Origin of the sequence: Pantoea sp. XY16, assembly GCF_025153065.1 — a bacterium.
GTDB classification, from domain to species: domain Bacteria; phylum Pseudomonadota; class Gammaproteobacteria; order Enterobacterales; family Enterobacteriaceae; genus Pantoea; species Pantoea alfalfae.
Map to the genome: position 1 here is coordinate 18336 of NZ_JANZNP010000011.1, position 12259 is coordinate 30594.

The 12259-nt window shown below is 55.4% G+C and carries 13 protein-coding genes; 6 read left to right on the top strand and 7 right to left on the bottom strand.

What is annotated here, in order from left to right; all coding sequences use genetic code 11:
• Nucleotides 1-24: 24 nt before the first annotated feature.
• From N1689_RS15615 to N1689_RS15625, 3 genes are all read left to right on the top strand, one after another.
• Nucleotides 25-1041: a hydrolase gene (locus N1689_RS15615; protein ID WP_161733648.1), complete on the top strand. Its 1017-nt coding sequence runs from the start codon at nt 25-27 to the stop codon at nt 1039-1041.
• A gap of 4 nt (nt 1042-1045) precedes the next feature.
• Nucleotides 1046-1264 (top strand): YheU family protein, encoded by a 219-nt coding sequence (locus N1689_RS15620; RefSeq protein ID WP_013359263.1) that lies wholly within the window; start codon nt 1046-1048, stop codon nt 1262-1264.
• Nucleotides 1265-1325: 61 nt separating this feature from the next.
• Nucleotides 1326-2195, top strand: coding sequence for a phosphoribulokinase (locus N1689_RS15625; protein ID WP_161733650.1), 870 nt, complete (start codon nt 1326-1328; stop codon nt 2193-2195).
• 367 nt (nt 2196-2562) lie between these two features.
• Here N1689_RS15625 and N1689_RS15630 read toward each other — a convergent pair whose 3' ends face one another.
• A complete protein-coding gene (locus N1689_RS15630) occupies nt 2563-2967 on the bottom strand; it encodes an OsmC family protein (protein ID WP_010253071.1) in 405 nt (134 codons plus the stop codon).
• Nucleotides 2968-3270: 303 nt separating this feature from the next.
• Here N1689_RS15630 and crp point away from each other — a divergent pair, with 303 nt between their 5' ends.
• Nucleotides 3271-3903: a cAMP-activated global transcriptional regulator CRP gene (gene crp / locus N1689_RS15635; protein WP_003852956.1), complete on the top strand. Its 633-nt coding sequence runs from the start codon at nt 3271-3273 to the stop codon at nt 3901-3903.
• A gap of 57 nt (nt 3904-3960) precedes the next feature.
• A complete protein-coding gene (locus N1689_RS15640; RefSeq protein WP_260059398.1) occupies nt 3961-6036 on the top strand; it encodes a YccS/YhfK family putative transporter in 2076 nt (691 codons plus the stop codon).
• A 1-nt stretch (nt 6037) separates the two neighbouring features.
• Here N1689_RS15640 and N1689_RS15645 read toward each other — a convergent pair whose 3' ends face one another.
• From N1689_RS15645 to ppiA, 5 genes are all read right to left on the bottom strand, one after another.
• Nucleotides 6038-7258 carry an aspartate aminotransferase family protein gene (locus N1689_RS15645; RefSeq protein WP_253420229.1) on the bottom strand — a complete coding sequence of 407 codons (1221 nt, stop codon included), beginning with the start codon at nt 7256-7258 and terminating at the stop codon, nt 6038-6040.
• An 81-nt stretch (nt 7259-7339) separates the two neighbouring features.
• Entirely contained in the window at nt 7340-7915 is a 576-nt protein-coding gene (locus tag N1689_RS15650) for an aminodeoxychorismate/anthranilate synthase component II (protein ID WP_253420232.1), read from the bottom strand.
• 41 nt (nt 7916-7956) lie between these two features.
• Entirely contained in the window at nt 7957-8550 is a 594-nt protein-coding gene (locus tag N1689_RS15655; RefSeq protein ID WP_161733658.1) for a putative adenosine monophosphate-protein transferase Fic, read from the bottom strand.
• Nucleotides 8540-8710 carry a YhfG family protein gene (locus N1689_RS15660; RefSeq protein ID WP_090966735.1) on the bottom strand — a complete coding sequence of 57 codons (171 nt, stop codon included), beginning with the start codon at nt 8708-8710 and terminating at the stop codon, nt 8540-8542. The genes N1689_RS15655 and N1689_RS15660 overlap by 11 nt, the downstream gene beginning before the upstream one ends.
• A 99-nt stretch (nt 8711-8809) precedes the next feature.
• Complete coding sequence (gene ppiA, locus N1689_RS15665) at nt 8810-9382, bottom strand: peptidylprolyl isomerase A (RefSeq protein WP_150011056.1); 573 nt, start codon at nt 9380-9382, stop codon at nt 8810-8812.
• 261 nt (nt 9383-9643) lie between these two features.
• Between ppiA and tsgA the strand changes: the two genes are divergently transcribed.
• Complete coding sequence (gene tsgA, locus N1689_RS15670) at nt 9644-10822, top strand: MFS transporter TsgA (RefSeq protein WP_222924913.1); 1179 nt, start codon at nt 9644-9646, stop codon at nt 10820-10822.
• A gap of 35 nt (nt 10823-10857) precedes the next feature.
• Here tsgA and N1689_RS15675 read toward each other — a convergent pair whose 3' ends face one another.
• The gene (locus tag N1689_RS15675; RefSeq protein ID WP_260059402.1) at nt 10858-12135 is read right to left on the bottom strand and encodes a cytosine deaminase; all 1278 of its coding nucleotides are present in this window, start codon (nt 12133-12135) and stop codon (nt 10858-10860) included.
• Nucleotides 12136-12259: the final 124 nt, after the last annotated feature.

Here is a 12259-nt window from a genome sequence, read left to right on the forward strand (position 1 = left end):
ACTTATCGAAGCTAACAGTGAGATATGGAACAGACAAGCTTTTACCACATGAAATTTACCGGACCGGAAAACGAGCAGTTCACGCCGCCTGACAGCCTGCGTAACGCCCACCTGCAGACAATGCTGCCGCGCCTGCTGCGTCGCCGTGTCACGTTCGCGCCTTACTGGCAGCGACTCGATCTGCCGGATGGCGATTTTGTCGATCTCGCCTGGAGCGAAGATCCCCAACAGGCGCAGAATAAGCCGCGCGTCGTGCTGTTTCATGGGCTGGAGGGCAGCTTTCACAGCCCCTATATTCATGGCCTGATGGCGATCTGCCGCGCGCGCGGCTGGCTGGCGGTAGTGATGCATTTTCGCGGCTGCAGCGGCAAACCCAACCGGCTCAATCGCATCTATCATTCCGGCGAAACGGAAGATGCCCGCTTTTTTCTGCACTGGCTGCGTACCCGCTGGGGCCAGGTGCCGACCGTGGCCGTCGGTTTTTCGCTAGGCGGCAATATGCTGGGCTGCCTGCTGGGCCAGCAGGGCGCAGCTGCCGAAGTGGAGGCAGGCGTCATTGTCTCCGCCCCACTGCTGCTGGAGCCATGTAGCGTAAAACTGGAACATGGCTTTTCACGCTTCTATCAATACTATTTGCTGGCGCAGCTGAAGAAAAATGCCCGCCGCAAACTGCACGCCTGGCCGGATACGCTGCCGGTCAATCTGGCGCAGTTAAAAGCGCTGCGGCGACTGCGCGATTTTGATGATGCGATTACCGCCCGCGCCCACGGTTTTGTCGATGCGGCCGATTACTATCATCGGGCCAGCGCCATGCCCTGGCTCAAACGCGCAGAGAAACCGCTGCTAATCATCCACGCCAAAGACGATCCCTTTATGAGTGATGAGGTGATTCCGCACAGCAGCCAATTATCTGCCACTATTACTTATCAACTGACACCACACGGCGGCCACGTCGGTTTCGTCGGCGGGACGTTACGCCAGCCCGAAATGTGGCTGGAACAGCGCATCCCGCAGTGGATCGCCCCTTTTCTGGATACCTGATCTCGTGATTATTCCCTGGCAACAGGTCTCTCCTGAGACCCTTGAAAATCTGATTGAAACCTTTGTGCTGCGTGAAGGCACTGACTATGGCGAGCATGAACGTAGCCTGCTGGACAAGGTGGCTGATGTGCGACGCCAGCTGGAAACCGGTGAAGTGGTGCTGGTGTGGTCGGAACTGCATGAATCGGTCAATATCATGCCGCGTAAAGAATTTCGTGGCTGATGCACCCGGCACCCTTTCATGATAACAATGCTCATCCTCCGACCTCACAGGGAGCTTTTCTATGTCTGCACGTCATCCCATTATCGCGGTGACCGGTTCCAGCGGCGCAGGAACCACCACCACCAGCCTGGCGTTCCGCAAAATCTTTCAGCAGCTTGACCTGCATGCGGCGGAGCTGGAAGGTGACAGTTTTCACCGCTTTACCCGCCCTGAAATGGATATGGCGATTCGTAAGGCACGCGATCTGGGACGTCATGTCAGCTACTTCGGCCCGGAAGCCAATGACTTTGGCCTGCTGGAGCAGAGCTTTAAAGAGTATGGCCATAGCGGGGAGGGGCAGTCGCGTAAATATCTGCACACTTACGATGAGGCGGTGCCGTGGAATCAGGTGCCCGGCACTTTTACACCCTGGCAGCCGCTACCGCAGAACACCGATATTCTTTTTTATGAAGGATTGCATGGCGGTGTGGTGACAGCGCAGCACAACGTGGCGGAACAGGTCGATCTGCTGGTGGGCGTGGTACCGATTGTTAACCTGGAGTGGATTCAGAAGCTGGTACGCGACACTGGCGAGCGCGGTCATTCACGTGAAGCCGTAATGGATTCCGTGGTGCGCTCAATGGAAGATTACATCAACTACATCACACCGCAGTTTTCACGCACCCATATCAACTTTCAGCGCGTTCCAACCATCGATACCTCCAACCCGTTCGCAGCCCGCGCCATTCCGTCACTGGATGAGAGTTTTGTGGTGATCCACTTTCAGGCGCTGGAAGATATCGACTTCCCCTACCTGCTGGCAATGCTGCAGGGCTCGTTTATCTCGCACATCAATACGCTGGTGGTGCCCGGCGGCAAAATGGGTCTGGCGATGGAGTTGATCATGGGTCCGCTGGTGAAGCGGCTGATGGAAGGTAAGCGGATAGAGTAAGAGGTCATAAGGGCCTTTCCAGACTAATGCCAATGCAGGATCAATCTGACAGCAGCGAAAAAGCTTAACACGCAGGGAACCGGGTCAGAAGAGGAAAGCGTCCCGCGCCAGGGACGGCGCGGGCCGAGCGGCCAGGGATTGGCTTAAGCGACTTTCCGATCTGACCCGGTTCCCTGCGCAGGCACAGTATCAACGCGGATTCCCTATGCAGGCACAGTCTGACAGCGGACCGACACAAACCGCTCTGACCCTGTTCACAACGCAGGCACAATCTCAAAGCGGATTTCCGGACCAGGCACAGTCTTAAAGCAACCTGCATCAGATACTGGAAGTGAAGTTAGCAGGTCTGCAATAACCCCTGCGGCTACTAAAGTTCGATCACTTCATAGCTATGCGTAATGTTGACGCCTTTACCCAGCATGATGGCCACCGAGCAATATTTTTCAGCCGAAAGATCGACCGCGCGTGAGACCGCTTTATCCTGGAGCGCTTTGCCACTCACGATAAAATGCAGGTTGATGTGCGTAAAGATTCGCGGCGCCTCTTCACGACGTTCTGAGGTCAGTTTTACTTCACAATCAGCCACATCGTTGCGGCCTTTTTGCAGAATTGATACCACGTCAATCGCGCTGCATCCACCTGCCGCCATCAGCACCATTTCCATTGGGCTGGGCGCTTTATCACCTGAATTGCCATCCATCAGTATCTGATGGCCGGATGAGGATTCTCCAAGGAATGTCAGCCCTTCTACCCATTTCACTCTTGCCTGCATGATTTTTGCTCCGGAATACGCTGTTTTGTCGCCAGAGTACGCTTTCGCCTGGTAAACAGCAATCCAGAGAAATCCGCCTGTAGCTGAAGCGAGACAACAGAAGACAGTCGGCAAAAGCTGTGCTACAAACAGTGCTGAAAATATTTTTCGTCACCCGATGGCGAAGCCGGGAAGAATGATGCGCACTGCGCCTGATGCGGCCCGAATAATTTCCTGAAAAGGAAACGCTTGAAGCTTTCACCGCCTGACAGGGAAAACTGCCCCCTGTATTTTGGGCACGATTACAACAGAGGATAATAGCGAATGGTTCTCGGCAAACCGCAAACAGACCCTACACTCGAATGGTTCCTGTCCCATTGCCATATTCACAAGTATCCATCCAAAAGTACGCTGATTCACCAAGGTGAAAAAGCAGAAACGCTTTACTACATCGTGAAAGGTTCCGTCGCGGTTCTGATTAAAGATGAAGAAGGCAAAGAGATGATTCTTTCCTACCTGAATCAGGGCGATTTTATTGGTGAGCTTGGCCTGTTCGAAGAAGGTCAGGAACGCAGCGCCTGGGTACGTGCGAAAAGCGCGTGCGAAGTGGCGGAGATTTCTTACAAGAAATTCCGTCAGCTGATCCAGGTTAACCCCGATATCCTGATGCGACTCTCATCGCAGATGGCGCGTCGCCTGCAGGTGACGTCTGAAAAAGTGGGTAACCTCGCTTTCCTCGACGTTACCGGCCGCATTGCACAGACTCTGCTTAACCTGGCGAAGCAGCCAGATGCCATGACGCATCCCGACGGCATGCAAATTAAAATCACTCGTCAGGAAATTGGTCAGATTGTGGGTTGTTCACGTGAAACCGTGGGCCGTATTTTGAAGATGCTGGAAGATCAGAACCTGATCTCCGCACACGGCAAAACCATCGTCGTTTACGGCACCCGCTAATTCCTGTCACCCACGGCGTGATGGCAACATCACGCCGTTATTGTTTGTGTTGGGCCGATGTGGCGTCGAATCATTTACCATCCTGAAGTTAACTACGCCTTGCGGCAAACGCTGGTGCTCTGCCTGCCGGTGGCGCTGGGCTGGCTGGCTGGCGACCTGCAAAAAGGTCTGCTGTTCTCATTAGTGCCCGCCTGCTGCAATATCGCCGGTCTCGATACGCCGCATAAACGCTTCTTCAAACGTCTGATTGTGGGCGGTAGCCTGTTTGCCCTCGGCAGCTTTCTGATCCAGTGGCTCACCCTGCATGCGATTCCACTGCCGCTGATCCTCTTCGCTATGCCTTTGCTGCTCGGCGTCACGGGTGAGATCAGCCCGCTGCATGGCCGTCTGCTGCCCGGTACGCTTATCGCCGCCATCTTTACCCTCAGCCTGGTTGGCCGCATGCCCATCTATGTCACCCCGCTGCTCTATATCGGCGGCACGCTCTGGTATGGGCTGTTTAACTGGTTCTGGTTCTGGCTGTGGAAAGAGCAGCCGATGCGTGAGAGCCTGAGCCTGATCTACCGCGAGCTGGCTAACTACTGCGACGCCAAATACACCCTGCTGACGCAGCTGACCGATCCGGAAAAGGCGCTGCCGCCACTGCTGGCCCGTCAGCAGAAAGTGGTCGATCTGATTAACACCTGTTATCAGCAGATGCACATGCTGTCGGCAAATCGCGATCACAGCCATAAACGGCTGACGCGCGCTTTCCAGGTGGCCCTCGATCTGCAGGAGCATATCTCGGTCAGCCTGCATCGGCCGGAAGAAGTCCAGAAGCTGGTGGAGCAAAGCCATGCTGAAGCGGTGATCCGCTGGAATGCCAAAACCATCTCGGCCCGGCTGCGGGTGCTGGCAGATAACATTCTTTATCACCAGTTACCCGACCGCTTTGCGATGGATAAACAGCTCGGCGCACTGGAGAAAATTGCCCATCAGCATCCCGATAATCCGGTGGGTAACTTCTGCCTTTATCACTTCAACCGCATTGCGCGGGTGCTACGCACCCAGAAACCGCTTTACCAGCGCGATCTGATGGCAGACCGCCAGCGCCGCCTGCCGCTGTTACCGGCGCTGCGCAGTTATCTCTCGTTTCGCTCGTCGTCGCTGCGCACGGCGGGTCGCTTTGCGGTGATGCTGATGCTGGGCAGCGCGCTGGCGCTGTTCTTCAACATCCCTAAACCCTACTGGATCCTGATGACCATTATGTTCGTCAGCCAGAACGGCTACAGCGCCACCCGCGTCCGTATCCAGCACCGGGCGCTGGGCACCTTTGCCGGCCTGGTCATCGCGGCCGCTACGCTGCGGCTCGCGGTACCGGAGTCACTGGTGCTGCTGATCATGCTGGCGATAACCTTTATCAGCTATCGCTTTACCCGCCAGTTCTATGGCTGGTCGATGATTGGCTTTACGGTCACGGCAGTTTACTCGCTGCAACTGCTGTCACTGAATGGCGCGCAGTTTCTGCTGCCGCGATTGATGGATACGCTGATGGGCTGTCTGATCGCCTTTGGTGGGATGCTGTGGCTGTGGCCGCAGTGGCAGAGCGGCTTACTACGGCAGAACGCCCACGACGCGCTGGAAACCTATCAGGATGCGCTGCGGCTGTTACTGGGCGACGAACAGTCGCCAGAGAAACTGGCTTATCAGCGCGTGAAGGTTAATCAGGCGCACAATGCGCTGTTTAACTCACTGAATCAGGCAATGCAGGAACCCGCGTTCAACTCCCGTTACCTGAGTGATATGCGGCTCTGGGTCACCCACAGTCAGTTTATTGTCGAGCATATCAATGCGATAACGATTCTGGCGCGCGAGCACACTATGCTGACCGCCTCGCTGGCTCAACGCTATCTGCAATCCTGCGAAATTGCGCTGCAGCGGTGTCAGCAGCGGCTGGAATATGATGGTGAAAGCTCACAGGTGAATCTGCTGGATGACCTGGAAAACATCAGTGAGGGACCGATTACTGTGGTGGAGCAGCATGTGCGGCGCATTCTCGATCATCTGAGCGTGATGTACACCATTTCATCGCTGGCGTGGAACCAGCGACCGCAACATGGCCGCTGGCTGATCAGACGCTTACGTAAAAACTAAGCTAGCCGTTAAGCACTTTGCCGACGGCGGTGGCGAAGCGGCTCATGCCCTCTTCAATGTCGGCCGGTTCGATGATCAGCGACGGGGCAAAACGCATCACATCGGTGCCAGCTACCAGCACCATCACACCTTCAGCGGCGGCGGCATTCAGAATGTCGCGCGACCTGCCGGCATGCTGAGGTTTCAGTGCCGCGCCAATCAGCAGACCTTTGCCGCGAATGTCACTGAACAGGTCATACTTCGCGTCAATAGCCTGCAGCGCCGTGACAAAGTGCTGGCGACGCATCTCTACGCCCGCCAGCACCTCCGGCGTGTTGATAATATCCAGCGCGGTTTCGGCAATGGCACAGGCGAGCGGGTTGCCGCCATAGGTGGTGCCATGCACGCCCGGTGCCATGGTTGAAGCAATCTCGTTGGTGGTCAGCATGGCGCTGACCGGGAAACCGCCGCCCAGCGCTTTGGCTGAAGTCAGGATATCGGGCTGGACGCCATAATGCTCATAGGCGAACAGCTTGCCGCTGCGTCCCATGCCGCTCTGCACTTCGTCCAGTACCAGCAGCGCCTGATGCTGATCGCAAAGCGCACGCAGTCCCTGCATAAATTCCTGCGTCGCAGGCATGACGCCGCCCTCACCCTGAATCGGTTCAACCACAATGGCGCAGGTGTGATCGTCAATGACCGCTTTTACAGCATCCAGGTCATTGAACGGCACGTGGACAATATCCGCCGGTTTCGGACCGAATCCGTCAGAATATTTTGGCTGGCCGCCGACCGTAACGGTAAACAGCGTCCGGCCATGAAAAGCATTATGAAACGCGATGATTTTACTTTTGAACGGACTGTGACGTTTGCAGGCATAGTAGCGCGCCAGCTTAAACGCAGCTTCATTGGCTTCGGCACCGGAGTTGGCGAAGAAGACGCGATCGGCAAAGGTCGCCTGAATGAGCTTACTGGCGAGACGCAGTGCCGGTTCGTTGGTAAAGACATTGCTGGTGTGCCACAGCGTCTCGCCCTGGCTTTTCAGTGTTTCCACCAGCGCAGGATGGCAGTGTCCAAGTGCGGTAACAGCAATACCACCCGAGAAGTCGATATACTCTTTGCCCTGCTGATCCCATACGCGACTGTCCTTGCCTTTTACCGGCACGAACTGCGCAGGTGCATAAACAGGCAAAATAACGTTATCGAACGTCTCCCGCGTGACCGCAATTTTTTCGGCTGCCATTAGTAACCCCATCTGAATGATTGTCGTACTGAATTGAAATAATAATCACAAAATATGCATAAAAAATCACTCAAAGGCAACTTATTGCGTAAGGAAATTGCGCAGCAGCTGATGTCCCTGCTCGCTGAGAATGCTTTCGGGATGGAACTGCACGCCTTCCAGCGCCAGGGTTTTATGGCGAAACCCCATAATTTCGTCAGGCTCGCCGTCACGTACCGTCCAGGCCGTTACCTCGAATGCGTCGGGCAGAGAGTCGCGCTGCACAATCAGCGAGTGATAACGGGTCACGGTAAGGGGATTATTGAGATTGCGGAACACGCCCTGGCCGGTGTGCTGAATCGCGGAGGTTTTGCCGTGCATCACCTGACGGGCTCGCACGACCTGCGCGCCATAGGCCTGCGCGATCGCCTGATGGCCCAGGCAGACACCCAGCACCGGCACGTTACCGGCGAAATGCCGAATCGCCGCCAGCGAGATGCCCGACTCTGACGGCGTGCAGGGGCCAGGAGAGATCACCAGATGGGTCAGCGGTAACGCTGCCATCTGCTCCAGGGTGATGGCATTATTGCGCACCACCTGAACCTGCGCGCCCAGCTCGCAGAAATATTGATAAAGATTCCAGGTAAAGGAGTCGTAATTGTCGATAAGCAGCAGCATGACGCGTCCAGAATGATAAACCGCGCCGCTATTCTACGCGGTTAAGCCGCCTCACTCACCACTTTCGCAAACACCTGCTCCAGCGGCGTCAGATCGCCGGCTACACCCGCCTGATTAGCAGCTTTCCAGCTCTCCGCGTCCGTCTCTTCCCACGACAGCAGATAACCGGCATGCAGCGCCAGCTGTTCAAAGAAAATCCGCTGTGCCCGGCCATTTCCATGACGGAAAGGATGCAGCATATTGATTTCGCAGTAGTAGTGGGCGATGCGCTGAATAAACGCGTCGCGCGGCAACTCAGCGAGTCCTTTCTCCTCTTCCAGCGCAGCCATCAGCGCGTTGCCTTCCTTTTCGATATATTCAAAATGGCAGAACGGCGTTTCATCTCGCCAGATATCGATGGTGCGCAGTTCGCCGGCCCAGCTGTAAACGTCCTGGAACAGCGTGCGATGGATCTGGCGCAGGTAAGGCAATCCGGGATTACGCGGTCCCAGTTCCAGGGTGGCGGCACGCGCTGCACTGAAGCTCAGCTCCGCCTTACGCAGTTGGGCGGCATCATGAATATCGGGCAGGTTTTTCAGCACGTTGTCGTGCTGCCACAGGTAGGGATCCTGGGTCACTGCGGTATTAGAGTCCATATTGCCTCCTCAGTGACGCCAGACGCGCGGCTGCATCATCGCTGTTTACGCTGGTTTCATTCGATGAGAAGCCTTCCAGCCGACAGCTGGCCTGATAGCTGGCGCTACGCCGCTGTTGCCACAGAGTGACCTTCTGTTTTTCGGTGAGTTTGTTCGCCATACCGCCTCCTGCTCAGGTTTTTGCCCTAAGTATAAGAGCAAATTCTGGCTTTGCCGGAAGCGGCAGGCGGTCGCCATCCGCAGATGGCGACAAAAAGCGTTAAGGCAGGACTTTGGCGGAGAGGATAACTACCGGTTTGGACGGCACATTCTGGTACGGACCCACATCTTTGGTCGGGACCTGAGAAATTTTTTCAACCACATCCTGACCTTTCACAATCTTACCAAATACGGCATAGCCAAAATCGCGCTGGCCGTGGTCGAGGAATGCATTATCCGCGACGTTGAGGAAGAACTGGCTGGTGGCACTGTCTTTATCGGCGGTACGCGCCATAGAGATGGTACCGCGCAGGTTACGCAGTCCATTGTCCGCTTCGTTTTTAATTGGCGCGTTGGTCTGCTTCTGCTGCATATCCGTGGTGAAGCCACCACCCTGCACCATAAAGCCCGGGATCACGCGATGAAAAATAGTGTTGTTGTAAAAACCGTTGTTGACGTAATCAACGAAGTTTTTCACAGAAACCGGCGCTTTCTGGTTATTCAGTTCGAGTTCGATATTGCCGGCGGAGGTGGTGAGCAGAACGTGGGTGTCACCTTTTGCGGCCAGCGCCTGGGCGGAAACGGTAGAGAGCGCTAACAGGGTGATGGCCGCTGTTAAAGTACGTTTAAACATGAAAGATTCCTTACCTGGGAGAGCGGGCACAAAAACGTGATTGATTGTAAAGAGACTCTATTCCATGAGCCAGCGTTTTACTTATATTTACGCTGTTGCGGCAAATGCACTGAGCAAACGTTAAACAACCCTAATTGCGTGATTAAAATCACACAACACATGAAATCTAGATCTGTAGTTTCACTGCTTGTTTATTAAGATCACAGTTCCGTTTACACTTTCTGACACTTTTTGGCACCCGGTTCTCAACAGGTTCAGAACATGACAAACCGTAATCGTATTGGCCTTACCTGGATAAGCTTCTTCTCCTACGCGCTGACCGGCGCGCTGGTGATCGTTACCGGCATGGTAATGGGCGATATCGCAAAAGATTTCCAGATTCCCATCTCCAGCATGAGTAATACCTTCACCTTCCTCAACAGCGGCATCCTGGCGGCGGTTTTCCTGAACGCCTGGCTGATGGTGATTGTGCCACTGAAGCGCCAGCTGATTTTCGGCTTCGTCCTGATGGTGCTGGCGATAATCGGGCTGATGACCAGCCGCGATCTCACCATCTTCTCGCTCTGTATGTTTGTGCTGGGTGTGGTCAGCGGCATCACCATGTCGATCGGTACCTTCCTGATCACTCACCTGTATGAAGGCCGTCAGCGCGGTTCACGCCTGCTGTTTACCGACTCCTTCTTCAGCATGGCGGGCACGCTGTTTCCGGTGCTGGCAGGCATTCTGCTGGCGCGTCAGCTGCCGTGGTACTGGGTCTATGTCTGCATCGGCGTTATCTACGTCGCCATTTTCGTCATGACGCTGTTTGTGGAGTTCCCGGTACTGCGTAAGCCTGAAAACAGCCCGACGGTTGAGAAAGAGAAATGGGGTGTGGGCGTGCTGCTGCTGGCTGTCGCGGCACTCTGCTATATTCTGGGCCAGCTCGGCTTTATCTCCTGGGTGCCGGAATATGCCACCAAAGTCATGGGCATGAATATCAATGACGCCGGACAACTGGTGGGCAGCTTCTGGACGGCGTATATGGTGGGTATGTGGGCCTTCAGCTTCCTGCTGCGCTTCTTCGATCTGCAACGCATTCTGATGGTGCTGGCGGGTCTGGCGACCGTACTGATGTACTGGTTCGTCAGCAGCAACGATGCCAGCATGCTGAAATGGATCATCATGATTCTTGGCTTCAGCTCAAGTGCTATCTACACCACCATCATCACCCTGGGTTCATTGCAGACCAGAGTGGCGTCACCGAAGCTGGTGAACTTCATTCTGACCTGCGGCACCGTCGGCACCATGCTGACCTTTGTGGTCACGGCGCCTATCGTTGAGAAAAGTGGTGTGCATACCGCACTGGCGACGGCGAACGCGCTCTACGCCGTGGTATTTGTAATGTGTGCCCTGCTCGGCTTTGTCAGCCGTCATCGTACTCACGGTCACGTCACGCATTAATCCTTCAGGGCGGCGAGCGATCGCCGCCCTGCTCGTTAACGCCGGAAGTCTACGCGCTCCCGTTCCCGCCAGTAAATCTCGCTTTCTGCAGGCTTCGTCTCCGCCACGACCACACCGCGACGCAGTGAATAGCGCACCGGGACCTGCCTTCTTACCGCATCAAAACCGCTCTCTGCTGGCAGTATAATCAGACTGGCCTCATTGCCGCTCTGAATGCCATAGCCTGCAAGCTGCATCGTCTTCGCACTGTTGTGCGTAATCAGATCCAGACCGGCATCAATCTGCTCATAGCCCATCAGCTGACAGACATGTAATCCCATATGCAGCACCTGCAGCATGTTGGCGGTCCCCAGCGGATACCAGGGATCAAACACATCGTCGTGGCCGAAGCAGACGTTAATCTCTGCCTCCAGCATCTCTTTTACCCGCGTAATGCCGCGCCGCCTGGGATAGGTATCGAAGCGGCCCTGCAGGTGAATATTGACCAGCGGATTGGCGACAAAGTTAATGCCCGACAGCTTCAGCAGCCGGAAAAGTCGTGAGGTGTATGCGCCATTGTAAGAGTGCATCGCGGTGGTATGACTGGCCGTCACGCGTGCGCCGTTGCCGTCGCGATGGGCCAGCGCCGCCACGGTTTCCACAAAGCGCGACTGTTCATCATCGATCTCATCGCAGTGAACATCGATCAGCCGGTCATAGCGGTCAGCCAGCGCAAAAGTTTTATGCAGCGACTCGACGCCATATTCGCGGGTGAATTCGTAGTGCGGAATGGCGCCGACGACATCCGCGCCCAGCCGCAAGGCTTCTTCCAGCAATGCTTCGCCGTTGGGATAGGAGAGAATGCCCTCCTGGGGAAACGCCACTATCTGAATCGTGATCCAGGGCGCCATCTCCGCTTTCAGCTCCAGCATCGCTTTCAGCGCCGTCAGTGAGGGGTCTGACACGTCAACATGAGTGCGCACAAACTGAATGCCGTTGGCGATCTGCCACTTCAGCGTCTGCAACGCCCGCTGTTTCACATCTTCGTGGCTGAGCAGCGCCTTGCGCTCAGCCCAGCGTTCAATCCCCTCAAACAGCGTGCCAGACTGATTCCATGCCGGTTCACCCGCCGTCTGGGTGGTATCCAGATGAATATGCGGCTCAATAAAGGGCGCGCAGGCTAAGCCGCCCTCGCCGTCCAGCGATTGTCCCACCGGAGAAGGCTGCTGCGGCTGGGCTGAGATGCGGGCAATTTTTCCGTCGGCGATTTCGATTTGCCACAACCCTTCCCGCCAGGGCAAACGCACATTATTGATCCACTTGGGTGACAGCATGGCTGATTCCTTATCCGATTAACCTGTATGGTTAAAACTAACACGATTCATACCCTCAGCAGCAATGCAGGATATTCAGCAGGTTAGCCGCATCCGATAAACCAAATTAAAATCAACTACATAC